Source organism: Lederbergia sp. NSJ-179, from assembly GCF_022867885.1.
In the GTDB taxonomy this organism is placed as follows: Bacteria; Bacillota; Bacilli; order Bacillales; family Bacillaceae_C; genus Lederbergia.
Genome location: NZ_JALIFP010000049.1, coordinates 1 through 24,479, shown reverse-complemented (window position 1 = coordinate 24,479; position 24,479 = coordinate 1). Strand labels below are relative to the sequence as shown.

Here is a 24,479-nt window from a genome sequence, read left to right as displayed (position 1 = left end):
GAGTAAATAAGTTAATAATTGAGGGTACAACTTGTCACTTCCTATTCTGGGATTTTGGGTGTGTGGTAACCTCAATTATCTTCAGATTTTAGGGGGGTGGCAAGTTTTTTGTATTCTAAGCCCTATAAATCAAGATTTTATTAACTTTTTACTATATAAGTTTTGACAATACGATCAATAGAAAGGGGATGAGTAAATGAGTGTGCGCTTACGGAATAACTTATGGGGATACTTTTTTATCGGGCCATTTATTATTGGTTTTTTGGCCTTTACCATGATTCCAATCGTTTCCTCGCTTTACTTTTCATTTACATCATATGATTTATTTTCAGCACCTAAATGGATCGGGCTAGATAATTTTAAAAAAATGTTTACCGATGACCCACGATATCTTAAGTCATTAAAAGTGACCTTTATTTATGTTTTTGGAGGAGTACCATTACGATTGGCATTCGCTTTATTAGTCGCCATGCTGCTAAACACAACATCAAGAGCAGTCGGTCTTTATCGAACGATGTATTATTTACCATCCCTTATCGGTGGTAGTGTGGCTGTTGCGATTATGTGGCGTAATATTTTCGGAGATCAGGGAATCATCAACTTATTATTACAGTTTTTTGGATTAGATGCGATTCGCTGGTTTGGTAATCCTACCGCCGCACTTTGGATGCTTATTTTCTTATCGATTTGGCAATTTGGTTCTTCCATGCTGATCTTTTTGGCTGGTTTGAAGTCAATCCCGCAAAGCTATTATGAAGCGGCGAGTGTGGATGGAGCAAATTTTATGCAAAGATTTGTGAAAATTACGATACCTATGCTTAGTCCTGTTATTTTATTTAATGCGATTATGCAAACAATTGGTGCTTTCATGACATTTGTCCCCGCTTTTATTATTTCAAAAGGTACAGGGGGGCCATTAGACGGTACACTTCTTTACTCGCTCTATTTATTTAAGCAAGGTTTTGAATTCTTCCATATGGGCTATGCATCGGCAATGGCTTGGATTATGCTAATCATTATTGCCATATTAACATCGATTATCTTTGCTACATCGAAGTTTTGGGTGCATTATGAGTCAGAAGGAGGCAACTAACCATGCGAGAATTAAAATCTACGGATATTGTACAGCATGAGACAAAAAAAAGCATCGGCAAAAGCCGGCCTTCCAAATTGAAGCCTAAGTATATTTTATACCATGTTTTAGTTGGCGGTTTTGCTATATTACTGTTATATCCAGTCATTTGGCTGATCATGAGTTCTTTTAAAATAAGTGAGCAAATTTTTGTTACCGCCGAGTCTTTAATTCCTAAACCCTTTATTCTCGATAATTTTAGCCAAGGGTGGCAAGGGTTCGGTGGACACTCATTTGGTGTGTTTATTAAAAATACATTAGTTTTTGTAGTATTAGTGTTAATTGGTCATTTAGTTTCATGTTCGTTAATTGCGTTTGGATTTGCTAGACTCAAGTTTGCTGGAAGAGGATTTTGGTTTATGATCATGCTTGTGACGCTTATGTTACCGTATGAGGTCGTGATGATTCCACAATACATTATTTTTTCAAAATTAGATTGGTTGAATTCATTGAAGCCACTTGTCGTACCTGCCTATTTTGGTCATCCTTTTTTCATCTTCCTTCTTGTCCAGTTTATTCGTACGATTCCAAGGGAATTAGATGAGGCCGCGATTATTGATGGTTGTAATACGTTCGGCATCTATCGGCGGATCATTTTACCTTTGATTACACCTGCATTAGCGACGACAGCTATTTTCACCTTTTACTGGACTTGGGATAATTTGCTCGGCCCTGTACTTTATTTAAATAGCCCTAGCAAATATACGGTTTCAATGGCGCTTAATATGTTCCTGAGTAATGAAACGGTATCGAATTGGGGAGCGATGTTCGCGATGTCCGTTGTCACACTGGTACCCGTTTTCGTCATCTTTTTCATCTTCCAACGTTATATAGTGGATGGGATTAGTACAAGTGGCTTGAAAGGATAAAGGATAGAGTTTGGGGTAATTACGTATCTAAGTAATTACCCAGATTCAATATAGGGAGGAAGACTTAATGAGAGCAATAAATACAGCATTGGAATGGATCACAAGGTTAGCCTATTTAAATATTTTGTGGATCCTTTTTTCGCTCGGAGGTTTGATTGTGGTTGGACTTTTTCCAGCAACTGCCGCTACATTTGCGGTCGCCCGCAAATGGGTTATGGGTCAAACGGATGTTGCTGTTTTTAAAACATTTTGGGCCTCGTACAAAAAAGAGTTCATGAAAAGTAATATTCTCGGCTATTTATCAACATTGGTCGGTTATATTCTTTATCTTGATTTTGTTTATCTGACGGTGTCCCCAAGTAATATGACAGCGATTTTAACGATCCCATTTCTCATTATTGGATTTATCTATGTCTTAACCCTATTTTATGTGTTTCCAACTTTTGTCCATTATGACTTGAAAGTCCTACAAGTGATCAAAAGTTCTTTTTTCGTCATGATTATTAATCCACTGCCAACTCTCACGATGCTCGGAGGCACTTTGGGTATTGGTTTTATTTTATGGAAATTCCAAGGGCTGGCGATATTTTTTAGTATGAGCGTATTGGCTGTTGTGATCATGATGCCTGCGTATCATGCCTTTGAGAAAATTTATAAAAAGAAACAGGTTTATTTACATGAAAAAGCATTGAGGGGTTAAAAGTCATTTTACAATCATTCACCTTTCTCTAAAAGTAAGTGAAAGGGAAAAGCGCTGTTTGATGGTTAGTCTGAATCCTTATAAATGAGCAATTGAATGAACTCAATTTGCTGTCTATTTTTGGTTCCACTTCTGCTAATAGCAATGTCGTAATACGGGAGGTAAACAATGTTATCCAACAATGTGAACTCCTGTCACTTTTTTATAATTGTTTGATAGCGCTCTCCTGGCGGGAAACAATGATGGGAGACTGTGGTAACTCTGGGGTTTTCCTAAAATCATCTTAAGCGGGGTAAAAGTTTTTGATATTCTAGCCTATTGTTCACTCCTCTATGTATCCTACTGATAATTATCACCGTTTTTTTAAAACCTTTGTATAGGTATTTGCCCCGTGTGCCAAAAGTCTAGAGCTAATCCGGAAAACTAGTTTCCTAGTGTTATTCATTATTTTAAGGAGGTGATGGCTATCCCCCAATTGTTGATGACCTGCAGTTAGCAAGTTAATAAAACTGCTTTAAAGTGGATGTAAGTTGGTGAAGTATATCAAGGGAATGAAAGGAGAAAGTACTAGCTTTTTCAATCAATTAAATAAGGAGAATTAGAGTGAGAAAACAAATATCAAGTTTAAAATGTAACCTACCTATGCTATTCACTATTGCGTTAATCTTCCAACTCCTTAGCACAGGCTTTGTATCTAACAGCGTATATGCCGCTCCTAATGTGGACGTAAACACTTATTATATAGATGCCGAGAGCGGTGATGACCATAATGACGGCAAATCGGAAAATACAGCTTGGCAATCTTTAGACAAAGTGAATTCCACGGTTTTTGAACCCGGAGATAAAATTTTATTAAAAGCTGGACAATCATGGACAGGCCAGCTTCATCCAAAAGGATCCGGTAAACAAGGCAACCCGATTATCATTGATCAATACGGGTCAGGCGAAAGACCAAAAATTAAAGGGGCAGGTCAATTTGAAGCAGCGGTTTACCTTTATAATCAGTCCTATTGGGAAATGAATAATCTTGATGTGAGCAATGAAGCCCCTGTTGAAACAACATTTGCAGAGTCATTAGGTGATTTCAGGGGAATTCACATTACAGGCGATAATGGAACCCAATTGAATTATTTTAGAATGAACAATGTATATGTTCATGATGTAAGTGGTGAAGTGAACTGGATTGGCGGAACGAATCCTGAAACTCCAAAACCAGGTATTAAACATGGAACGGGTTGGGATAAATCGAAGAGAACAGGAGGTATTGTATTTGATACCTCTGTGGTAGATCCGGCCAATCCAGAAGAACCGACGACATTTAATGATGTTGTGATTGAGAATTCAACGATTAAGGATACATCGTTTGGGGGAATCATTTTTAAGCAATATGCAGGGATCGATGAAGGCGCAGTCCATGTAGGTTGGGGTGAGCGTGATTCAAGAGATGATGAAAAATTTTCCCCACATACCAATATCGTGATTCGAGATAACTATTTAAGTCAATATAATACAGATTTTGGTGCCAACTCCATTTATTTAACCGGTGTTCGGGGTGGGGCAATTGAGAATAATATTGTTGCAGGTGCTGGAACTTCAGGTATTGAGCTTTATTATGCCGATGATGTAGTTGTTCAACATAATGAAGTATTTGATACTGTGAAAAAAGCCGGTGGTGCCGATCATAATGGAATCGACGCAGATAAAGCGACAACAAATATTTTGTTTCAATATAACTATATTCATGATACTGGTGATGGAATATTGATTTGCCAGTTCGGCTTTGGAGATGTCGTTTTACGGTATAATGTCATTGAGAATACAGAGCGATATCCAATTTATCTCCATTCCGACAAAAGTGCAACAGCAGAAATTTACAATAACACTATCTATAATGATAAAAGTAAATATATGATTTATGGGTATGGATCCTATGTGACTGCAAAATACAACATTCAAAATAATATCTTGTACTCTACAAAAGATGATGCGGTCTTTACGACAGGTGGTGGTGTTTCGTATAACAATAACAGTTATTTTGGAGCGGATTTTCCGATCCCTACTGAAGATAAGAACGCCATCACCATTGATCCTATGTTAAAAGATGTAGGTACAGGTGGAAAGGGTACAGAGGAAACGGGACCAGCGTTAGATACTTTGGGGGGTTATAAATTATTATCAGGTTCCCCACTTATTGGTGCTGGTTTAGTGATTGATCATAACGGTAGTCAAGATTTGGAAGGCAATCCTATTTATCATGATACACCGGATATTGGTGCCTTTGAATATTACGGATCTGAAGATAGTGCGACTGAGTCAATTACAGGGAAAGTGAAAGATACTTACGGAAATAGAGTGGTAGGTGCAGAAGTCAAAGTAAAGATTAACAACAAGACATACAGTGATACAACGGATTCAACAGGTTATTTCTCGTTACTAAATGTTCCTGTTGGTACAGATTATACATTAACAGCAAATAAAGAAGGATATGAATCAGATTCCATTGTTGTGGATGTTGAACCTACTAATACATTGTCAAATGTTGAGTTGGTGTTAGAACCTACAACGGAATTTGGTGGAGTAGAAGGTATTGTTAGAGATGGTGCGGGTGACCCACTAGCTGGGGTCTCCATAACACTTTTGGCGCCAGATTCCACTGAATATGGTGCGACTTCCAATGAATCTGGTGAATTTTTAATTGAAAATGTCGTGCTGGGGGATGGTTATACAATTCAAGCTAGCAAAAAAGATTACAACGGAGTTAAGATAGACGGGATTGAGATCTTCCCAGGAAATATAACAACGGTAGAGGACTTATTCCTGACAGGTAGTCATCCAGAATATTTGGTTTCGGAAGATTTTCAATCAGGACAATTGCCAGCTGCTTGGGATGTTTCAACCAGTGGTGGAGATATCAAAGTAGTTAATGATCCAAATGATAAAGCTAACAAAGTGCTGTTCATAAAGCGTGACACGAATAGAGGAGTAACTTCATTTTCGAAATCCTATGACGTTGGGGAGCTAACAGGTATTGTGACGGTTGAAGCAGATCTGATGAGAAATGATGATAATGATCACAGGGCATCATGGGTTAATTTTCCGTATATTTATGGCCAAAATGGTGAACAAGGCGTTAGTATTGCGTTTAGTAAAGGTGAAATCATCGCCTATAATGGTGGCGCATCCAAAACAATTATGCATTATGAGTTAGGTAAATGGTATAACGTACAAATGGTCATGAACTTCATCACTAAAACATTTGATCTATATATTGATGGCGAGTTAATTTGGGATGACGCACCATTTAGAAGCCAAATCGATGATATCGGAAGAATTGATTTCAACGCGACCAGTTCCAATTATATCGAAGCCTATATTGATGATATTCGCGTTATTAAAGGGAAGCCTTATGCTAAGGATGATGCGGGTCTTGATGCGCTTGAACTAAGTCATGGCGTACTTAACAAGGTATCTGATACGCGATATACTTTGGATGTAGGTAACTATGTGGATGTGATCCAAGTGATACCAACGGCCACAAGCCAATTTATATCAAGTATTGAGGTAAATGGTGAAAAGGTAGAGAACGGCCAGGCGTCACAATTGATTGCATTGAATGAAGGAGAAAATAAAATAACAGTAGCAGTGAAAGCAGAAGATGGCGTGACAACCAAGACTTACACTATTGAAATAACAAGAACGCCAACTCAAAAAGATACAAGTTTAAAAGATATCAATCTATCAAATGGGAAGTTAAGTCCTTCCTTTTCACCAGAAATCACCACATACACAGTTGAAGGTGTGACTGATTACGATGAATATCTGCAAGTTGCAGCAACATTGAATTCAGATTCTGCGAGCTTAACGATTAATGGTCAGGCAGTTGAAAGCGGTGTATTGTCTGATCCAATTCCATTAGCGGAGGAAACTACGATCACGATCAGGATAGATGCAGAAGATGGAACTGCCTATAGAGAATATAAATTAACTGTCATTCAAGAAGTATCACCACAGGATCCTGTCATTGCGGATATAATCGATCTTGTTGCGAAATACAAGGAAGATGGAGAATTTAAGAATGAGGATCTAGCACATAGACTGACACTTCATCTAACCGCAGTTCAGCAATTTGAACAAAAACAGGCATATGATAAGGTGATCAAACATATGAAGAGCTTTAAATTACTGTTGGATCACCAGAAAGAGAAGAAAGAAATTTCAGATACTGCATACGATCACCTTTATAAAAGTGCCAATTCCATTATTTCAAAATGGCAATAAAATAATCTGAGTTGCATGAACTCTGTGGCCATGATGTTTGTCACAGAGTTTTTTTATTTACTATTTACGGGATAAACCAGCAAGATAGCCTTTTCAAATGAGTCATAATTCGCTAGAATGAAAGTGTGGGTGGGGCTGCCTCATAACTGATTACGACCGTTAAATACCCTGGGCGAAAGATATAAAGGCAATAAAAGGAAGCTAACCTCAGAGAGAATTCTCCTTGATGTCCGAAAAGCAGAGAAACTTGTAAAAACGTAGATCCAAGAGCCTTCTTGGTATACGAAAAGCAGAGACAACAGAAAAAGCGAGGATCAAAGGTCTGTCTAAGAAATAGCATAAAGCCCTACCCATCGATCAAATAAAATAGAGGTGATGAACTGAGAATGTCTAGTAAATTTTCCTTTTCTCCGGAGCTGCAAAAATTTCTATCAGGTCGCTCCATACTGCTTCAAGAAATCCCCTTTCCGGAAAAAATCATCCAAGATCATCTTCAACTTGGATTTGTGAAAGAAACACCCGGGATTACAACCCAAAATCACACTTATACATGTCACCGTTGTGCCAATAAAAAGAAGCGTTTATTTGCCAAATTTCCATGCGCCCATTGCCAGAAGGAATGTTATTACTGTCGAAATTGCATTATGATGGGACGTGTATCGACATGTACACCGCTTTATAGTTGGATCGGTCCTGCTGTCGATTGGAAAGATCTCCTTCTTACATCTGAAACATCTGTCAACATAAAATTTGCTCTAGGAAAGAACTCGCCGAATAAGAAACCACAGTTCCCTTCAGAAAAAACAACGTATTTATCATGGAACGGAACCCTTTCCCAAGGACAAAAAGAGGCTTCTGATGCTGTAGTCAAGGCGGTACGGTCTAATCTTCAGTTTCTTTGTTGGGCGGTTTGTGGAGCTGGAAAAACGGAGGTGTTGTTCGCTGGCATTGATGAAGCGTTAAAACTAAAACAAAGGGTATGTGTGGCCACTCCTCGGACAGATGTTGTCCTAGAATTAGCCCCGCGTTTCCAAAAGGTCTTTCCGCATATTCCTGTTGCTGCTCTCTACGGTGGCAGTGAGGATCGTCATCTTTTTACTCCGCTTACCGTCTCTACGACTCATCAGTTATATCGTTTTGAACAAGCTTTCGATGCTATGATTGTCGATGAAGTGGACGCGTTTCCTTTTTCCTATGATCAAGGGTTACAAGCAGCCGTAGAAAAAGCGGCCAAGCCACAGTCAGCGCGCATTTTTTTAACGGCGACTCCATCGGAAAAATGGCAATTAGAGTGTAAATACGGTAAACGAGATCATATCAAGATCCCCGCCCGATATCACCGATTTGCCCTGCCTGTCCCGGTATTTAAATGGTGTGGTCATTGGCAGAAATCATTAGGCAAGGGGAAAATCCCACCGATTGTCAAAATATGGGTTCAGTTACGACTGGAGCAGGAAAAGCAAGCACTCGTTTTTTTACCAGATATTCACTTGATGGAGAAGGCCTTACCCGTTTTTCGCCAATTGGACTCTAGGATAGAGTCTGTCCATGCGGAAGATCCAGATCGAAAACAGAAGGTAGAGAGAATGCGGAAACGGGAAACCCCTCTGCTTCTGACAACAACCATTTTAGAAAGAGGGGTCACTTTCCCCAATATTGATGTCGCGGTACTAGGTGCAGAGGATGATATTTTTACAGAGTCAGCTCTTGTACAAATTTCCGGCAGGGTGGGAAGAAGTGCTGATTTTCCAAAAGGGAATATTACGTTTTTTCATTATGGCAGAACAAAAGCGATGATCCGTGCATTAATCCACATTGATCAAATGAATCAAGAGGCTAGAAAAAAGGGGCTGATTGATGGATGAATGATTTTTGTTTAATTTGTGATACTCTACTACAAAAAGAAATGACATGGACAAGCCTATTTTTCCATTCTGTTCAATCTCCCCTTTGTTCCTCCTGTGAAGCAAAACTTGAGCCAATTACGGGAGCACGTTGTCTAATTTGTTCCCGTTCACTCGCTGATTTGGATGTGAATTTTATAAAAGACCAAACCTGTATGGATTGCTTTCGCTGGGAACAGGATCCTAACTGGGCCAAATGTCTACAGCAAAACTACTCTTGCTTCCATTACAATGAATTTTTAAAAGAAGTGATGGCACAATTTAAATTTCGTGGAGATTATGCGCTCGCTTCCATCTTTGCTTCAGTATTATTGAAAGAATTGAAAAAGCTGAAATTTGATCTACTAGTTCCCATCCCACTGAGTGAAGAGCGGTTAAGGGAAAGAGGCTTTAATCAGGCAGAGGCACTTGCTCAAGTAGCTGGCTGGCAAACGATCGAGCTTTTAAAAAGAATCCATACAGAAAAACAATCGAAAAAATCACGTAAGGAGCGGCTAAGACAAAAACAAATTTTTCAGTTTCAAGGAGATTGTGAGACGATTAAAGGGAAAAGCCTATTGCTTATCGATGATATTTATACCACAGGAACCACATTAAGGCATGCGGCTAAAGAATTGAAAAAGGCTGGGGCGAAGGAAGTTCAGTCGATTACAGTAGCAAGAGGGTGAATAACGGATTTTCAAGAAATGACGGTAAACAACTCCACCTTTATGTCGATATAAGGATTAGATATTAATGTGGAGAGTGGAGGATTTTCATGGACTTATTGAATTGCCCAACATGTGGGAAAATCTATGTAAATCATTCAGTGCGGGATGTTTGTGATGAGTGTTATCGAAAAGAGGAAGCAGCTTACGATAAAGTATATCGTTTTTTACGTAAAAGAGAAAATCGTGCGGCAACGATTGAAACGGTTGCCAAAGCGACCGAAGTTCAGGAAGATTTATTATATAAATGGGTGCGGCGAGGACGTTTGCATACAGCCTTATTCCCGAATCTTGGCTATCCTTGTGATCGTTGTGGTAAAATCATTACAGAAGGAAAGCTCTGCGAAGAATGTTCGACCGGACTAAAGGACGAGTTAAGTATATTCGAAAAAGAGAAAGAACGGAAAGAGAAATTAAAGAAAACTGTTTATTATTCCCAAGATCCAAGTGAAAAGTATTAGATGAAAAATAGTGAATTTCACCTAGATAAAGGGCCTAAATAATTTTGTTTGATAGCCGATATTAATAATATAAGACAACGAAAGACGGAATAAAGGGAGGGAATGAAATGAAAATTAATCCTTTTCGGCCTGTCGAAAATAACCCATACCAAAGACAAGTCCATAAACAAGAAGGATCGCAGTCTAGTCAAAAGACGGATAAAGTTGAAATTTCCTCCGAAGCCCAAAAAATGCAGAGTACTCCGTCAATTGTAAAAGAACGAGAGATGCGTGTAGCTGCACTAAAAAAGCAAGTGCAACATGGTGATTATCAAGTAGATCCCCAAGAAGTGGCCAAAAGTATAGCCAAATTTTTCGATCTCTAGAATATGGGAATAATGAGTCAAAAAAAGTAAATAAAATCGAACGGATTCGATGCAGGGCTCAAGGAAGAGCTGCTCATTGGGTATTTAAAGAGAACCAAATTTTGAGTTCTTTGTACCCCTTAATCAGCATGCCATCCATCCGGAAGATTTAGGGAATTTGCCTCATGAAATAGGTGTTTCCGCAATCGGCGGATCGGGCGAATTCCCTTTTTGTATGGAAGAAAAGCTTCTTTCGTAAAGAATGGATTACCGATCAATCCGCTAAAATTAAATGGCCAAATGTGTAAAATGGAGTGTGAACGTTGATGCAGGTTCAAAATGAAGGGAAAGCAGCGATTTTACCCCAAAATGACATCACCACATCGATCAAGGAAGGTGGAACCTATCCGGCTAATGTGAAAGAGAGATTAGCAGGAAATGAAGCCCTGATTCAAGTGAAAGGTCAGGAAATGCACATCCAATATGAGGGCAAGCTCCCGGACTCTGGGAAGGTCATGCTACAAGTGACAGATATGAAAACGGAACCTCCGCTTGTGAAGGCTCTGCCTATTAAGCCCCAAACCTCTCAGACAACGGCCCCTACACCATCGGAGGGGACAAGACAGGCGATTCAAATTTTAAATCAACAGCATCTCCCGATCACTCGGGAGATGCTACAACATTTACAGAATTACATGAAAAAAACAGAAGGAACGATCGACCAAAAGCTTGCCACCATCCGACAAATGACAGAAAAAAATGTAGATTTTACATCCAACCAAATAAAAGCCGTTCATGAAACATTGCATGGTCCGAAATTAGGAGAAGTATTGAATGAGCTTGTACTGAAACCGACATCCGAATCGTTTGAGAAAAGAGTACCCCAAGCGAAGGAGGAGACGGTGCGTTTAGTTGAAGTTTTAATGAAGCTACAAAAAGAGGTATCACCAGAAAAATCGCGACTCGCCCAGGAACTGATCCGTTTTTTACAAGCAGGGGGAAGCGAAAGTCAGGCACTCAAAATAGTGGCAGTCGAATTTGCGGAGGAGTTAAACAGAAATCCTGAATTTGCTAAAATCATCGCCACTTTGCAAAAATCGTTTCCAACCGTTGTAATGGTTCAAGCTTTGGAAGCGCAGGAGATGGCTGCCGCATCTCCGCAAAAGGCATTCATTGAAAATGCGTTAGCACAAGTGAAAAAGCAACCTGATTTTACTGAGATACTTGGAGCGATCAAAAAGGATATCGATATTTTACCAGTAAGTCAGCAGCAATCCCTTCAAGAGACGATCGGCAAAGCAGAACAACTTCATGCTTCAGGTAAGGAATTAGCTGCGAGACAAGAGCTTGTGCAGGGATTGACGGAATTAGAAACAGAGCAACGAGCGGGGAATCAAGCGAAAGCAGAGTCTGGACAAGCTTTTCAATTAAGTGATGAATTCATCGCTACCATCCCTGTACAAGCTCGGGACCTAATTGTGACAACGATCACGAAGAAGATGTCCCAGGCCGCACTTGATTTTAAGGCAGTTCAACGAGATATTTCGAATGCTTTATATACGGCGGAAAAAATAGTGCAACAATCACCTGTGTTGGCACGCCCTTCACTCGAAACAGCAATCAAACAGTTAGATCATGTGATTTTAAAAAGTGATTTCATGCTGTATACCGATATGTCAACGGAGAAAAAATTGCTTCAAGCAAGCTCAGAGCTGCAGGAGGCAAAGAAATGGCTGGCCAAAGGGGAGAGCGGGAAAGCAAGCGAAATCGTGCAGCAAGTACGAACAACAATCGATAAAATTATTTTCCAACCATCTGATCAACGGGTGAAACATTTCGTTTCTAAGCAATTAGGGGACTTGCCAGAATGGCCATTGGATAAACAATTATGGCGGACAATTGAAGAACCACAGCAAGCATTACGCCAAGAACCAACAGCAAGACATGCATTTGAATATTTACGCAGCCTGGGCTTGACCCGAGAATCTGAATTTGCCCAGCACATACTATCAGGGAAGCCGAATGAAACAGACGCTTCTTTGAAGCAAGTGCTTATGAAATTAGCAGAGAACCATACGACAGGTCAGAGAGCGGAACAAGCGTTGCAAAATATAACCGGACAACAATTATTAAGTAAACCTGATGCATCTGGGCTGCAGACGATGTTATTTACTCTTCCGCTCATTCTTCGAGACCAAGTTGAAAATGTAAAAGTTTTTCTTCAATCTAAGCCATCGGGACAAAAAATGGACTGGGAAAATTGCAGCCTCTACTTTTTACTCGAAACGAAGCAGGTTGGGGATGTAGGGATCCTGCTTACTGCAACAGATCGAGTTTTATCCGTCACATTGAAAAATGATTCAACTGATTTTGAACGAAAAATGACCCCTTTAGTAGAAAAAACAAAAGAGCGCCTTCAGGGAATTGGATACCAAATCGGACAAATTCACTTCTCCCCATTAAATACAGAAGAGACGAAAAAAAGTATTCCAACCATAAAGGGGCGTCCTACCTTTTCTGAGAAGGGCTATGACTTCTCGGTGTAGGAACTTTTTTAAAAAAAGGAAGCGAGTTTGAAATGATGCCGCAATATTACAACCAAAAAAAGCGTCGTGTGAAAAATGGTCCTTCTGCAGCGGTTCTTCGTTATGATGAAGCGGGTAGCCATGAAGGTCCACAAGTTGTGGCGCAAGGAACAGGCGCCGTAGCTGTCAAGCTAATGGAAATGGCGAAAGAGCATGGCATTTATATGCAGGAGGATGCGAGCCTTGTTGGGCAATTACTAGATATTGATCTTGGAAATAATGTACCTCCACAACTATATTCCGTGATTGCAGAAATCCTATTAATGATCGAAGAAATGGACCGAATCACTAAATAATACGGGAAATACTCCGATAAAGTACATGAATGGAGGCCACAAGCGTATGGATTTTTTATCAAAAGAATTGGTGTATCAAAAATCACCACAACAACTAACTGCCTTTCTTTATGAAGCCGGAATCCAACAATTGCAAAAAGCGATTGAATGTATCGAAAACAAGCAATGGGCTGAGGCCAATATGATCCTACAAAAAGTGAATGATATTATCGAAAGACTCGGGGCCGGATTGAACTATGAAGCCGGCATCATCGCAAACCAGCTCGATACTTTATATAACTATATGGCCAACGAAGTGATCACAGGCAATTTGAAAAAGGATGTCGCGATTTTGCAAGAAGTGCGAACCATTATGGAGCAATTGGCAACCGCGTGGACCGAAGCGCTAAATATGGAAATTACATCCGGGCAGCGTGAACATTATCGCAAAACAAACGCCTATGAACAAAATGTCATGATCATGAAAACGGAAGGGGAAAAAACGAATGAGAATTAATCATAATATCCAGGCCTTAAATGCCTATCGAAATCTATCACAAACAATGGCCAGCACATCGAAAAGCCTCGAAAAACTATCCTCAGGTTTGCGCATCAACCGTGCTGCCGACGATGCCGCCGGACTCGCCATTTCTGAAAAAATGCGTTCGCAAATTCGCGGCCTTGGCATGGCAGAACGCAACGCCCTTGACGCCGTTTCACTTATCCAAACCGCAGAAGGCGCTTTGAATGAAACTCATTCGATTTTACAAAGAATGCGGGAGTTAAGCGTGCAGGCAGCGAATGGGACGATGGATGAAGATGATCGGAAATCAGTTCAGCTGGAGATCAAAGAACTAATAGATGAAGTAGATAGAATAGCGGAAAAAACCGAATTTAATGGAATGTCATTGCTTGATGGAAAAAATACAAATGGATTTCAATTTCAAATCGGTCCTAACTCAGATAATCTATTAAAAATTCAACTTGATGATATGACAGCTAATGAAATTGGTGTCGGAGAAATTGATCTTTCTACTGCCGAAAAAGCAGAAGCAGCCATTGACACACTTGATACAGCGATAGGAATCGTTTCAGAACAACGTGCGAAACTCGGTGCTTACCAAAACCGTCTTGAGCATACGGTAACGAACTTGCAAACTGCTAACGAGAACTTAACAGCGGCTGAATCACGGATTCGTGACCTGGATATGGCGCTTGAAATGACCAACTTCACTCGAAATAATATTTTGAACCAAGCCGGACAAGCCATGCTTGCCCAAGCAAATCAATTACCGCAGGGGATCCTGCAATTACTGCAGTAATAGGTGATGAGCATTTTCCTTTTTTATAAAAGTGCTTCGGTATGTTTTTTAATCGGTTTCGATCGTAAAAACTCTATCCGATAGTAAAAGCAGTCTACCTGATAGTAAAATCATTCTATGCGATAGTAAATTCGCTCTATCCGATAGTAAATTATTCATCTCAAGATATCCCATTGCAGATGGGGAGAAACGTTAACTTACCACCAATACATTAGCATTTTACAACGCAACGCGGAGTGATTTTTTATGGATGTACGCAGAATTGAAAAAACGGGAATCCATAGTGTGCAAAAGAAGGAGCAGCAAGCGACAGAGTCTGTTCGTTTTTCTGAAGTCATGACGAAAGGCCGGGAAAAAATCCTTTATGAGCGTATGGATCAGATGCGCCAAGACATTGAAGCTCAAGGGCAGAAGCTTGCCAAATCGCAAACAATTGAGGATTTTAAACACTATAAGCAGCTTGTGAAATCTTTTATGGAAGATGCGGTAAATAATGGACTTCAGTTAAAAGAGCAACGAGGGCTGGATTGGCGTGGCCGCACAAAAGTCTATAAAATTGTGAAAGAAGTAGACAAAAAGCTGATCGATTTGGCAAATACTGTTCTTGATAAGGAAAAATCAGGACTAAATATTTTAAGTCTTGTCGGTGAAATTGAAGGATTATTAATGAATATCTACACTTAAACTAGGGAGTGACTTACGGATGTCGTCCCAGACAATCATTGAATCAATGGAAACATTGCTTGACCTCCATAAACAGCTACTCTCTATGACGGTCGAAAAGACAGAGGTTTTGCAAAAAAATGATATAGAAGCATTATCGAAAATGCTACGCGAGGAACAAAGGCTTTTAACCGCGATTCAAGTCGCAGATCAAAAAAGGGAAAAAGCATCCAAGTTTATCACCAATCAAGGGGAGGCAACTGTTTCTAATATTTTAAAAGAATTAAATGATGCTGATCAAGAAAAAATGTCACAATTGCAAATAGCACTCATTCAGGTATTAGGGGAATTACAAGAGGCTAATGCTTTAAACCAGCAGCTATTGGAATTCTCTTTACAGTTCGTGAACATGAATCTTGACCTACTTGCACCTGAACAAGAGATTCCGAACTACACAAAAGAACAAGGAACAGATAATGCTTATTCAGGAAATGATCGCTCTATGTTTGATTCTAAAGCTTGAAGAAGAATCATAATGGAAAAAAGTCATAACGGCTAAAGATAGGAGGACATTCCATGCGTTCTACTTTTATGGGGCTGGAGACAGCCAAAAAGGGTATGTATTCGCAACAAAGTGCCATCTACGTAACAGGGCATAATATTGCGAACAAAAATACACCAGGCTATTCCCGCCAACGTGTCAATTTTGAACAAACAACGCCATATCCAGCAGCATCGATGAATCGTCCGCAAATCCCGGGACAGCTAGGAACCGGGGTTCAGGAGGGTTCGATTCAACGAATTCGCGATACATTTATTGATGGACAATATCGTGGGGAGAAAAATCAATTAGGTTTCTATGAATCTATGTCTAATTCCATCAAACAAATGGAAGATATTATGAATGAGCCTAGTGATAATGGTTTGTCCGCCGCGATGGTACAGTTTTGGCAGTCACTAGAAGATTTGAGTACGAATGCGGAAAATGAAGGAGCCAGAAGAGTTGTTTTGCAACGTGCTCGCTCTGTGGCAGAAACTTTTCAATACTTACATTCTTCCCTTACAACGGTGCGGAATGATATAAAAAAAGAGATGGATCTAACGGTCACGAAAATTAATGCCCTTGCTCAGGACATTGCCTCGATTAATCAACAAATCAGTGAAGTGGAACCGCATGGGTATCTACCAAATGATTTATATGATGAAAGAGACAAGTTATTAGATCAACTCGCTACCTATCTTCCAATTTCGACGGAAACTGTTCCGAACGGTGGCAATTCCTTAGCGATTGCGGAAGGTGGCAAGAAAGTATATGCGATGATCAATGGGGAAAAGACACTTCTTGTTGATGATCAAGGGGCTCGTTCATTGGAATGGAAAGAAGAAACGGGGGAGCTTTTCTTAGGTGAAAAAGAACTTTCTTACAATACTCTCGGAGAAGGAAACGGAGAATTATCGGCATTATTCAAGGCATACAAGGATGATTATCCTGATATGCTCGAAAAGCTTGATCAATATGCCTTCACATTTGCCAAAGTATTTAACGAAGTTCATAAGAGCGGGAGCGACTTAAACGGGGATACAGGGGAAGCCTTTTTTGATGTAGGTGGTGACACTTATGAAGGTGCAGCTAGTACCATCCATGTCCTTCTAAAAGACCCCGATAAAGTAGCCGCTGCCTTAGCCGGAAAAGAGAGCGGCAATGGCGAAAATGCGTTAAGGCTTGCTGATTTAAAAAATTGGGTCATTCGTGACGGAAGCATGGAGGAATTGCCAGTATTAACCGATTTGGACATCAAATCTGGAACACTCCAATCGTTTTACGAAGGTGTGATTGGTGAAATGGCGGTAAAAGGCCAGCAAGCGAATCGAATGGAATACAACACCAATGTTTTATTACAATCAATCGATAAAAATCGCCGTTCTGTTAGTGAAGTTTCTTTAGATGAAGAATTCTCAAATTTAATTCAGTTTCAACATGCCTATTCAGCATCGGCACGGATGATTTCGGCAATTGACGAAATGCTTGATAAAATTATTAATGGGATGGGAATGGTAGGCAGATAAGGGGGAATATGAATGCGTGTAACAGATGGCATGATTGCCAATAACGTCATGTACAATATCAATCAAAGTTATTCACGTTTAGATAAATTGTTTGAACAAGCGCAAACACAGAAAAAAATCTCTCGTCCATCTGATGATCCCGTTGTGGCGATGAAGGGGATGTTTTATCGGACGAATGTGACGGAAATTGAACAGTTTAAACGTAATTTTACGGAAGCACGTAATTGGGTGGAAACAACCGATTCCGCGATTGGCGAAGCGAGTAAAGCGATGGAGCGGATTCGTGAGTTGACTGTGCAAATGAGCAATGGCACCTACGAAGAAGGCCAGCTCCAGTCCGTTGCGGAGGAAGTCGCTCAATTGAAAGATCATATCAAAACAATTGCCAACTCTAAAGTAGGGGATAAATATATTTTTAATGGAACAGATACATTAAACCCACCTATTGTCGGTGAGACTATTGAGTTTAATTCAGATGATGTTGAATTTGAATTGGCGAAGGGGATTAAAGTTCCAATCAATATACAAGGGGAAGCCATATTTGGATCAGGAGAGACAAGCGTATTTGCGGTGCTGGATCGATTAGAAGACGCCTTAAAATCTGGAGATACTGGTTTAAATGGCTTCTTGGATGAGCTCGATGCGTGCAGCGATAAAATGCTTTCCGGGAGAGCAGAATTAGGCGCACGGACCAATCGACTCGATTTTATGGAAGACCGGATCGATAACCAAGAAGTGATCGCCAAGCGCATCATGTCTGATAATGAAGATGTTGAATTTGAAAAAGTCATTATGGACTTTAAAGCGCAAGAAGCGGTCCATCGAGCGGCGATGTCGATTGGGGCGCGGATTATTCAACCGACATTGATGGACTTTTTAAGATAATATAGATATTTTTAAAGAAAAAGGGATGGTCTTTATTAGGGACATCCCTTTTTCAAAGAAAGGGGAGACGATATGCGAATCCCACAGATTCAAATGGAATCACAGCAAGCGAAAATTGCGATTCAGACGGTTGCGGCAAGACAATCGATTCAACAGCCAAAAGCGGATGTAAGAATAGAGCAACCACAGGCTGAAATGAAGATGCGCACAACTCCAGGAAAATTAACGATTGATCAGTCGCAGGCTTGGGAAGAAATGAATCTAAAGAGTACGTTTAAGGCAGTGAAGGAAAATGCGGTGAAGGGAAATCAAAAGGTAATGGAAGGTATTGCCCGTGTGGCCCAGGAAGGCGATGAAATGATTGAGATCCAGAATGGGCAAAATGCTTTTGTCGAACAAGCGAAACGTCATGCCAATCCACCACTTCCTGAGGCGAATATTACGTGGATTCCTTCCCCTTTAGCAGTCAAATCGCATTATGAACCGGGTCGTGTGGAAATTCAATTCCAACCAAAGAAACCGCGCATTGATGCGGCCATACGAAAACCAATTATGAACTATTCACCGGGAGATGTACAAATTCAGTTAGCGCAACGCAATAATCTGAAAATTGATCTTGTAAAATAGGAGTGTGAATAATGAAGATCCAAACAAAATACCATGGCGAAATCGACATCCAGAAAGATACAATTCTTACTTTTGAAAAAGGGATCCCCGGTTTCCCAGATGAAAAGAAATTCACGATACTGCCATTACCAGATATGACCTCTGTTTCCGTTTTGCAATCGGTGAAAACACCAGGGCTCGCCTTTGTGATTGCCGATCCTTATAGCTTTTTCAAAGACTACACCTTCTCTTTGGATGAAAATACAGTGGAACTTTTGGAAGTAGAAAGTGATCAAGATGTCAGTGTGTTTGTGATTTTAACAGTGCAGGACCCATTTGAAAAGACAACCGCCAACTTGCAAGCACCGATTATTGTCAATGTAAAATCCAATCATGCGAAACAAGTCATTCTTAATCATGAAAACTACAAAACCAAAACGCCGCTCTTCGGCCAAATGGTAAAGGGGTGATTGGATGCTCGTACTCACAAGAAAAAAAGGCGAATCGATCCAAATCGGCGATGACATCGAATTCACCATCATCCAAGTAAAAGGCGACCAAGTCAAAATCGGCATTAAAGCTCCGAAGAATGTGGAAATTCATCGGAAAGAAATCTGGGTAGAAATTCAACAGGAAAATGCGGCAGCATCTGCAGCAGTAGGAGATTTATTTGGGATCTTAGCAAAGGCGAAAAAGGAATAGTGAAATAAAAACTGTTAATCAGTTGAAGGAAAATCAACGATCAGCAGTTTTTTATTTTGCAAAAAAATTTTCTCGAAAACTATTAAACTTCCAAGAAGCATGACGATATTACTAGTGAAGCGAATCAAAGGGCGCGGCCGGCCCTCCACATTTGCAAAAAATAAAGTAAAACCATCCACAAGGACGTGGCTGGCACATTCAAGGAGGAAATCACATTATGATTATCAATCACAATATTGCAGCGTTGAATACGCACCGTCAATTGGGTGCTGCTTCAAGCGCACAATCTAAATCAATGGAGAAACTAGCTTCTGGTCTTCGTATTAACCGTGCGGGGGATGACGCAGCTGGACTAGCGATTTCTGAGAAGATGAGAGCGCAGGTTAAAGGATTAGATATGGCGTCTAAAAACGCTCAAGACGGTAAACTAGAAATGCCGCTCTAAGTAGTAATACTTAGATGAACACTCCGTGAATTCGGTAGAACCCCAAACCAGCTTTTGCAAGTAGCGGTGGGCAATACCGAGCCAAGCCTAATGAATTGGTATAAAAGTAGTTAGGAAGGTGTAACGATCAGGTGGTGAGGAACCAAACCAATACCCCACCCACGAGCGCGGGGCATCCCAAGTGGATGAAGATATGATCTGAACTTTATGGAAACATAAAGAAGTAGCGGTTTAAATACCGCTTCGTTAACAAAATTGATTTCTCTAATCCAAACTGCTGAGGGCGCATTGAACGAAACACATGCAATCCTACAACGTATGCGTGAATTAACTGTTCAAGCAGGTAACACCGGAACACAAGAATCAGAAGATTTACAAGCGATCCAAGATGAACTTGTGGCGTTAACTGAGGAACTTGGTGGAATAACAGATGGAAGTCAAGGAATTTCTGATCGTACGCAATTTAACGGTAAGGATTTACTTAACGGTGATTTTGCTGAAGCAAAATTAACATTTCAAATCGGGGCAAACCAAGGTCAACAATTAGAGGTTAATATTAAAGATATGTCAGCAGCTGCTTTATTAGGTATTAAAGGAGCAGATGATGATACTCCAGTTACAAAAGAAGACATTAAAACCGTAATTGATGTAACAAAATTTGCTGCCAAAGTTGATGGAAATGGAGATATAGAAGATGGAACAGGAAAAGCAGCCTATGATGCTCAACTTGGAGTTATTGATAAGGCAATTAAAGATGTTTCCACACAACGTTCAGCATTAGGAGCTGTACAAAATCGACTAGAGCACACAATCAACAACTTAGGTACTTCTTCTGAAAACCTAAGCGCTGCGGAATCTCGTATCCGTGACGTAGATTATGCTTTAGCTGCTTAAAAGTAGTGACAAGCACAGTCGTCCTAGCTGGTAACGGCTAGCGATCATCATCGGGTGAATTGCTGGAAAACCCTTAGAGCTTTTCTTACCACAACGTAGTTGAAAACGACGAGCGTGACGGTTTAAAAAAAAGAAAAGATTGGGCAATCAGCAGCCAAGCTCCTGTCTCGAAAGAGTGGAGAAGGTTCAACGACTAGGATAAACCATCTAAAAGCTAAGCTCATGATGATGAAATCCATAGGTGAAACAATGTCCTTCAGCATTGTCGATCCGAAGTGCCCGACCCCTACTAGAATGCTAGAGGGTGAAGATATAGTCTAGTCATTTATGAAAGTAAATGTTCGCACGATGGCGAAAGAAATGATGGAACAAACAAGAAACTCTATCCTTGCACAAGCATCTCAAGCAATGCTTGCACAAGCGAACCAAGCTCCACAAGGAGTATTGCAATTGCTTCGTTAATTTTAGATATTAATATGAGACTCTGGTTTTGCTGGGGTCTCTTTGTATAATTTTAACGAGGTAAATAGGGAATTATTTTTTGTATAAATATAGGGGGGGATCATCTATGGGGAAGTCACTTAAAATCACTATTCTTGCTGTAACAAAAACGTATGGAAGCTATTGCATAGCGGGTATGGATGATAACGGAAAGTGGTACCGTCCGCTACCAGAATTTGGGGATAAATTTTGGCCTCAAGTACGTTACAAAGATGAGACTTTTATACAGGTTGGCGATGTATGGGAGATCGATGAATTCAGCTCGGAAATTGACCCAATTTCTCCTGGACATTCTGAGGATATCCGCCTTACCTAATAAAGAATTAATACAATTTGTCCGAAAGAATCAAGAAGACAATGAGGAATTACAAAGAACATTAGAGGTAAATGGACGGTCCCTGTGTTTAGTTTCCGCTGACAATTTTGATGCTTTCATTCATACATATAATGATCGAAGTACTGCCCGAGCAACATTTGATTTTGAGGGGAAAACTTTTCGGAATACAACAAGTACACCAGGTTTTCCATTAACTGATTTAAAATGGCGATCGTATGTTTTACAAAAACAAAGTGTGCTACGAAATTGGAGTTCAGTATTTATATGTATTGGGCTAGCTCGTAAAGAACCAATCAAAGGTATTGATAAAGAATACCCGATGATTATCAGTATTATGACAGATCCGGAGGTTCCACCTTTGCTAACTTATCCAAATTAATGTTATTATAAAACAAATGTTTTTAGAGGAGGAGTAAGCAGTGACCCGACCTGTACCAACAGGAAAATTGTATACTTCAAATCCAGCTGGCTTAAAATTTTTAAAGGAAGAAGCAGAACTGTGGCAAATTATGCGTGCTGGTCACGAACTTTCTGGTGCTATTCGTGTAAAAGAATTATCACCTTCGGACCAGCTTTTTCACACGTATATAAGAGAGTGGAAAGGATTACCATCTGAAAAATGGTGGCCTTACTATGAAGAACAATTTATGCGTGAAATGAAAACGGATGAGAAGTTACAAGGTCTACGCGCTATCTATAAAAAGCTTCTTCTGGGTCATACCATTGTATTGATTTGTTTCTGCGATGATCATCGTATTTGTCATAGAAGGTTAGTCGGTGGTTTTTTTAAACAATATGGTGTGGAAGCGGTCGAATTAAATCCAGTGACCACTGAACAAATATCACTATTTTAGGAGGCTGTCATGCCTGAAACTCTTTATACAATTGGGTTTGCTAAAAAGCGGCTGAGAACATTTGTGCAGCTATTAAAAGACGCAGGAGTAACAAAGTTAGTTGATACTAGACTCAATAATACATCACAACTTGCGGGTTTCGCAAAGAAAGATGACCTTGAATATATACTAGAGCTTGTAGGAGTAAAATATGAACACGAACCTTTATTAGCTCCGACTGATCTGATTTTAAAAAATTATAAAAAGAAAATAATAACGTGGTCAGAATATGAACGAGCGTATTTATGCCTTCTTGAAGAAAGGCGTATACTTACCCGAGTTAATGAACAGATTTCAGGTGAAATTGTTTGTTTCCTCTGCAGTGAAGATAAGCCGGATCAATGTCATAGACGGCTGCTTGTTGAATATATTCAAAAAAACATTCCACAGGAGATAACCGTTCAACATCTTGTCTAATTTAGTAGGTACTACTCACTTTCTTAATTTAATGCGAAATTAGGCTTTTTCTTTGCTCCAATAAAGCGCCTGATTATTGTGTAGTACATTAATGTTTCATTCACTTAATTTTAGCGCTTCTTTTATATAAAGATATAGATTAGCGTCTAATCCATAATGCATTGCAGCGTTAGGATTATCAGCATAAAACGTTTCAGCATTTCTTTCTATATCTGGATTGCCGTTAGAGAATGGGGATGTGATTGATTTCCATTTTTGCGCTAATTCTTGCACCATTTTATCTTTTGGTGACTTTCCTTGCTCTTTTTCCATTTGGAATTTGGTTATTAACAATTGAAATTCTTTCTCTGCTTCTTTTAAAGAATCCTCATCCATTTGCCTATAATATCTTCTCATATCTTCTAATTGTGAGTCTGTAAAATACTTAGAACGATTCATTTTCATTAGTTCGAATAGCGATGTTAGCTCTTTAATTGATATATTTTCTTTACTTACAAGTTCATCTTTCACTTCCTTTAATTGACGAAGTAATTGTTGTTGAACCCTAATATCTTCATGAATACGATCAATTTGTTTATCAATTGTATCTAAAATTGAATTGCTTTTTTCATATGCAATAAGTTCTTGAACCTCTTCTAATGATAAACCCATTTGCTTTAAAACAAGTATTTTATGAAGTTTTTGCAAATCTGTATGTGTATACCTACGATGCCCTGAAGCTGTATATTCAGATGGTGAAAACAGGTTTATTTGATCATAATACCTTAAAGTACGGATTGAAAGCCCTGTTAGTTCTGCTAGTTCGCCTACCTTCCAATATTTAGTCATGCTATTCTTCCTTTCGTAAAAGGTTTTGGATTTCAGAAGGGGAAAATAGATAAGGTCTCCCACATATGTGACAGCTTGTCTCGATTGACTCATTAGAATGAATGTATTCCATTAAATCTTTATTTTCCAAGGAATGTAATAATCCATAAAACATTTCCTTGGAACATCCACACCAGAATTGAACTTGATTCTGGCCTATGATCTCTGAACCGCTGAAGTAATTGTTTAGCTGTTCCTGGATCTGCATATTGTCCATATCTTTAAGTTTTTGGGTATTCGGATTTTGTGGTGGAAATAGGCTTACAGCCACCGTGAATGTTGAATAAATATACTTTTTACTACGACACATGTTATGTCGCTAATCGGGGCAAAATAGATCATTATTGAAGCGCACCGCCGCTAATCAACAGACGTTGCCCACTCACATAGGAGGACAGGTCACTGGCGAAAAACTCGGCTACATTGGCCACATCGTCCAACGTACCTAATCGCCACCATGTACGCTTTGTACAAAGGAGTCGAATGTACGGACATCGCCGGCATCAAATTGTAAAGCAATGGCTTTACGCCCGGTTTCCCGGATCTGGGAGACGACTTTTTCCGCTTCTTCTTGATTAGAACGGTATGTGAAGATTGAATCAACACCGTGGCTTGCAAGGGTTAA

26 protein-coding genes and 4 pseudogenes are annotated in these 24,479 nt (G+C 39.8%); 26 read left to right on the top strand and 4 right to left on the bottom strand.

All coding sequences use genetic code 11. The features are described from left to right. The first annotated feature begins 196 nt into the window (after window positions 1-196). From MUB24_RS21010 to MUB24_RS20885, 26 genes and pseudogenes are all read left to right on the top strand, one after another. The gene (locus MUB24_RS21010; protein ID WP_244707482.1) at window positions 197-1,093 is read left to right on the top strand and encodes a carbohydrate ABC transporter permease; all 897 of its coding nucleotides are present in this window, start codon (window positions 197-199) and stop codon (window positions 1,091-1,093) included. A 2-nt stretch (window positions 1,094-1,095) separates the two neighbouring features. Then, window positions 1,096-2,001, top strand: coding sequence for a carbohydrate ABC transporter permease (locus MUB24_RS21005; RefSeq protein WP_396426800.1), 906 nt, complete (start codon window positions 1,096-1,098; stop codon window positions 1,999-2,001). 67 nt (window positions 2,002-2,068) lie between these two features. Then, entirely contained in the window at window positions 2,069-2,701 is a 633-nt protein-coding gene (locus MUB24_RS21000) for a YesL family protein (RefSeq protein WP_244707481.1), read from the top strand. Window positions 2,702-3,304: 603 nt separating this feature from the next. Continuing rightward, the gene (locus MUB24_RS20995; protein ID WP_244707480.1) at window positions 3,305-6,979 is read left to right on the top strand and encodes a carboxypeptidase regulatory-like domain-containing protein; all 3,675 of its coding nucleotides are present in this window, start codon (window positions 3,305-3,307) and stop codon (window positions 6,977-6,979) included. Between the two features lie 386 nt (window positions 6,980-7,365). Beyond that, window positions 7,366-8,844: an ATP-dependent helicase ComFA gene (locus MUB24_RS20990; protein WP_244707479.1), complete on the top strand. Its 1,479-nt coding sequence runs from the start codon at window positions 7,366-7,368 to the stop codon at window positions 8,842-8,844. Continuing rightward, window positions 8,841-9,551, top strand: coding sequence for a ComF family protein (locus tag MUB24_RS20985; RefSeq protein WP_244707478.1), 711 nt, complete (start codon window positions 8,841-8,843; stop codon window positions 9,549-9,551). The genes MUB24_RS20990 and MUB24_RS20985 overlap by 4 nt, the downstream gene beginning before the upstream one ends. Before the next feature lie 89 nt (window positions 9,552-9,640). Continuing rightward, a complete protein-coding gene (locus MUB24_RS20980; protein WP_244707477.1) occupies window positions 9,641-10,051 on the top strand; it encodes a TIGR03826 family flagellar region protein in 411 nt (136 codons plus the stop codon). Between the two features lie 107 nt (window positions 10,052-10,158). Continuing rightward, a complete protein-coding gene (gene flgM, locus MUB24_RS20975) occupies window positions 10,159-10,416 on the top strand; it encodes a flagellar biosynthesis anti-sigma factor FlgM (RefSeq protein WP_244707476.1) in 258 nt (85 codons plus the stop codon). A 302-nt stretch (window positions 10,417-10,718) separates the two neighbouring features. Next, window positions 10,719-12,941, top strand: coding sequence for a hypothetical protein (locus MUB24_RS20970; RefSeq protein WP_244707475.1), 2,223 nt, complete (start codon window positions 10,719-10,721; stop codon window positions 12,939-12,941). A 32-nt stretch (window positions 12,942-12,973) separates the two neighbouring features. Further along, window positions 12,974-13,276 carry an EscU/YscU/HrcU family type III secretion system export apparatus switch protein gene (locus tag MUB24_RS20965; RefSeq protein WP_244707474.1) on the top strand — a complete coding sequence of 101 codons (303 nt, stop codon included), beginning with the start codon at window positions 12,974-12,976 and terminating at the stop codon, window positions 13,274-13,276. Between the two features lie 46 nt (window positions 13,277-13,322). Beyond that, entirely contained in the window at window positions 13,323-13,772 is a 450-nt protein-coding gene (gene fliS / locus MUB24_RS20960) for a flagellar export chaperone FliS (RefSeq protein WP_244707473.1), read from the top strand. Beyond that, window positions 13,762-14,577, top strand: coding sequence for a flagellin N-terminal helical domain-containing protein (locus MUB24_RS20955; protein ID WP_244707472.1), 816 nt, complete (start codon window positions 13,762-13,764; stop codon window positions 14,575-14,577). The genes fliS and MUB24_RS20955 overlap by 11 nt, the downstream gene beginning before the upstream one ends. A gap of 246 nt (window positions 14,578-14,823) precedes the next feature. After that, window positions 14,824-15,261 carry a YaaR family protein gene (locus MUB24_RS20950; protein WP_244707471.1) on the top strand — a complete coding sequence of 146 codons (438 nt, stop codon included), beginning with the start codon at window positions 14,824-14,826 and terminating at the stop codon, window positions 15,259-15,261. A gap of 19 nt (window positions 15,262-15,280) precedes the next feature. Further along, window positions 15,281-15,763 (top strand): flagellar protein FlgN, encoded by a 483-nt coding sequence (locus MUB24_RS20945; RefSeq protein WP_244707470.1) that lies wholly within the window; start codon window positions 15,281-15,283, stop codon window positions 15,761-15,763. A gap of 53 nt (window positions 15,764-15,816) precedes the next feature. Continuing rightward, on the top strand, window positions 15,817-17,307 hold the full coding sequence (gene flgK / locus MUB24_RS20940) for a flagellar hook-associated protein FlgK (RefSeq protein WP_244707469.1): 1,491 nt from the start codon (window positions 15,817-15,819) through the stop codon (window positions 17,305-17,307). Between the two features lie 12 nt (window positions 17,308-17,319). Continuing rightward, window positions 17,320-18,192, top strand: a complete 873-nt coding sequence (gene flgL / locus MUB24_RS20935) for a flagellar hook-associated protein FlgL (protein ID WP_244707468.1) — start codon at window positions 17,320-17,322, stop codon at window positions 18,190-18,192. 72 nt (window positions 18,193-18,264) lie between these two features. Continuing rightward, window positions 18,265-18,819 carry a DUF6470 family protein gene (locus MUB24_RS20930; protein WP_244707467.1) on the top strand — a complete coding sequence of 185 codons (555 nt, stop codon included), beginning with the start codon at window positions 18,265-18,267 and terminating at the stop codon, window positions 18,817-18,819. An 11-nt stretch (window positions 18,820-18,830) separates the two neighbouring features. Next, a complete protein-coding gene (gene fliW / locus MUB24_RS20925) occupies window positions 18,831-19,268 on the top strand; it encodes a flagellar assembly protein FliW (protein WP_244707466.1) in 438 nt (145 codons plus the stop codon). 4 nt (window positions 19,269-19,272) lie between these two features. Then, a complete protein-coding gene (gene csrA / locus MUB24_RS20920; protein ID WP_244707465.1) occupies window positions 19,273-19,500 on the top strand; it encodes a carbon storage regulator CsrA in 228 nt (75 codons plus the stop codon). Between the two features lie 217 nt (window positions 19,501-19,717). Then, a pseudogene (locus tag MUB24_RS20915) lies at window positions 19,718-19,924 on the top strand (flagellin N-terminal helical domain-containing protein); the annotation flags it as partial. 279 nt (window positions 19,925-20,203) lie between these two features. After that, window positions 20,204-20,827, top strand: a pseudogene (locus tag MUB24_RS20910) (flagellin); the annotation flags it as partial. Between the two features lie 360 nt (window positions 20,828-21,187). Continuing rightward, window positions 21,188-21,301, top strand: a pseudogene (locus tag MUB24_RS20905) (flagellin); the annotation flags it as partial. Window positions 21,302-21,407: 106 nt separating this feature from the next. Continuing rightward, a complete protein-coding gene (locus MUB24_RS20900; protein WP_244707463.1) occupies window positions 21,408-21,656 on the top strand; it encodes a dual OB domain-containing protein in 249 nt (82 codons plus the stop codon). Then, entirely contained in the window at window positions 21,592-22,056 is a 465-nt protein-coding gene (locus MUB24_RS20895; RefSeq protein WP_244707462.1) for a hypothetical protein, read from the top strand. Before MUB24_RS20900 ends, MUB24_RS20895 begins: the two co-directional genes overlap by 65 nt. A 40-nt stretch (window positions 22,057-22,096) precedes the next feature. Further along, complete coding sequence (locus tag MUB24_RS20890) at window positions 22,097-22,531, top strand: DUF488 family protein, N3 subclade (protein WP_244707461.1); 435 nt, start codon at window positions 22,097-22,099, stop codon at window positions 22,529-22,531. A 9-nt stretch (window positions 22,532-22,540) separates the two neighbouring features. Then, window positions 22,541-22,987 carry a DUF488 domain-containing protein gene (locus tag MUB24_RS20885; RefSeq protein ID WP_244707460.1) on the top strand — a complete coding sequence of 149 codons (447 nt, stop codon included), beginning with the start codon at window positions 22,541-22,543 and terminating at the stop codon, window positions 22,985-22,987. 96 nt (window positions 22,988-23,083) lie between these two features. Here the strand turns inward: MUB24_RS20885 and MUB24_RS20880 are convergent, their stop codons facing one another. From MUB24_RS20880 to MUB24_RS20870, 4 genes and pseudogenes are all read right to left on the bottom strand, one after another. Continuing rightward, window positions 23,084-23,815, bottom strand: a complete 732-nt coding sequence (locus MUB24_RS20880; RefSeq protein WP_244707459.1) for a MerR family transcriptional regulator — start codon at window positions 23,813-23,815, stop codon at window positions 23,084-23,086. Window position 23,816: 1 nt separating this feature from the next. Then, window positions 23,817-24,062 carry an Hsp33 family molecular chaperone HslO gene (locus tag MUB24_RS23760; protein WP_396426799.1) on the bottom strand — a complete coding sequence of 82 codons (246 nt, stop codon included), beginning with the start codon at window positions 24,060-24,062 and terminating at the stop codon, window positions 23,817-23,819. Window positions 24,063-24,195: 133 nt separating this feature from the next. Next, the gene (locus MUB24_RS20875) at window positions 24,196-24,285 is read right to left on the bottom strand and encodes a hypothetical protein (protein ID WP_244707483.1); all 90 of its coding nucleotides are present in this window, start codon (window positions 24,283-24,285) and stop codon (window positions 24,196-24,198) included. A 14-nt stretch (window positions 24,286-24,299) separates the two neighbouring features. Then, window positions 24,300-24,479, bottom strand: a pseudogene (locus MUB24_RS20870) (3-oxoacyl-ACP reductase); the annotation flags it as partial.

What these genes read in the sequence shown, in the direction of transcription:
- MUB24_RS21010 (WP_244707482.1), top strand. Translation starts at nt 197, where the DNA reads ATGAGTGTGCGCTTACGGAATAACTTATGGGGATACTTTTTTATCGGG.
- MUB24_RS21005 (WP_396426800.1), top strand. Translation starts at nt 1,096, where the DNA reads ATGCGAGAATTAAAATCTACGGATATTGTACAGCATGAGACAAAAAAA.
- MUB24_RS21000 (WP_244707481.1), top strand. Translation starts at nt 2,069, where the DNA reads ATGAGAGCAATAAATACAGCATTGGAATGGATCACAAGGTTAGCCTAT.
- MUB24_RS20990 (WP_244707479.1), top strand. Translation starts at nt 7,366, where the DNA reads ATGTCTAGTAAATTTTCCTTTTCTCCGGAGCTGCAAAAATTTCTATCA.
- MUB24_RS20985 (WP_244707478.1), top strand. Translation starts at nt 8,841, where the DNA reads ATGAATGATTTTTGTTTAATTTGTGATACTCTACTACAAAAAGAAATG.
- MUB24_RS20980 (WP_244707477.1), top strand. Translation starts at nt 9,641, where the DNA reads ATGGACTTATTGAATTGCCCAACATGTGGGAAAATCTATGTAAATCAT.
- flgM (WP_244707476.1), top strand. Translation starts at nt 10,159, where the DNA reads ATGAAAATTAATCCTTTTCGGCCTGTCGAAAATAACCCATACCAAAGA.
- MUB24_RS20965 (WP_244707474.1), top strand. Translation starts at nt 12,974, where the DNA reads ATGATGCCGCAATATTACAACCAAAAAAAGCGTCGTGTGAAAAATGGT.
- fliS (WP_244707473.1), top strand. Translation starts at nt 13,323, where the DNA reads ATGGATTTTTTATCAAAAGAATTGGTGTATCAAAAATCACCACAACAA.
- MUB24_RS20955 (WP_244707472.1), top strand. Translation starts at nt 13,762, where the DNA reads ATGAGAATTAATCATAATATCCAGGCCTTAAATGCCTATCGAAATCTA.
- MUB24_RS20950 (WP_244707471.1), top strand. Translation starts at nt 14,824, where the DNA reads ATGGATGTACGCAGAATTGAAAAAACGGGAATCCATAGTGTGCAAAAG.
- MUB24_RS20945 (WP_244707470.1), top strand. Translation starts at nt 15,281, where the DNA reads ATGTCGTCCCAGACAATCATTGAATCAATGGAAACATTGCTTGACCTC.
- flgK (WP_244707469.1), top strand. Translation starts at nt 15,817, where the DNA reads ATGCGTTCTACTTTTATGGGGCTGGAGACAGCCAAAAAGGGTATGTAT.
- flgL (WP_244707468.1), top strand. Translation starts at nt 17,320, where the DNA reads ATGCGTGTAACAGATGGCATGATTGCCAATAACGTCATGTACAATATC.
- MUB24_RS20930 (WP_244707467.1), top strand. Translation starts at nt 18,265, where the DNA reads ATGCGAATCCCACAGATTCAAATGGAATCACAGCAAGCGAAAATTGCG.
- fliW (WP_244707466.1), top strand. Translation starts at nt 18,831, where the DNA reads ATGAAGATCCAAACAAAATACCATGGCGAAATCGACATCCAGAAAGAT.
- csrA (WP_244707465.1), top strand. Translation starts at nt 19,273, where the DNA reads ATGCTCGTACTCACAAGAAAAAAAGGCGAATCGATCCAAATCGGCGAT.
- MUB24_RS20900 (WP_244707463.1), top strand. Translation starts at nt 21,408, where the DNA reads ATGGGGAAGTCACTTAAAATCACTATTCTTGCTGTAACAAAAACGTAT.
- MUB24_RS20895 (WP_244707462.1), top strand. Translation starts at nt 21,592, where the DNA reads ATGAATTCAGCTCGGAAATTGACCCAATTTCTCCTGGACATTCTGAGG.
- MUB24_RS20885 (WP_244707460.1), top strand. Translation starts at nt 22,541, where the DNA reads ATGCCTGAAACTCTTTATACAATTGGGTTTGCTAAAAAGCGGCTGAGA.
- MUB24_RS20880 (WP_244707459.1), bottom strand. Translation starts at nt 23,815, where the DNA reads ATGACTAAATATTGGAAGGTAGGCGAACTAGCAGAACTAACAGGGCTT.
- MUB24_RS23760 (WP_396426799.1), bottom strand. Translation starts at nt 24,062, where the DNA reads ATGCAGATCCAGGAACAGCTAAACAATTACTTCAGCGGTTCAGAGATC.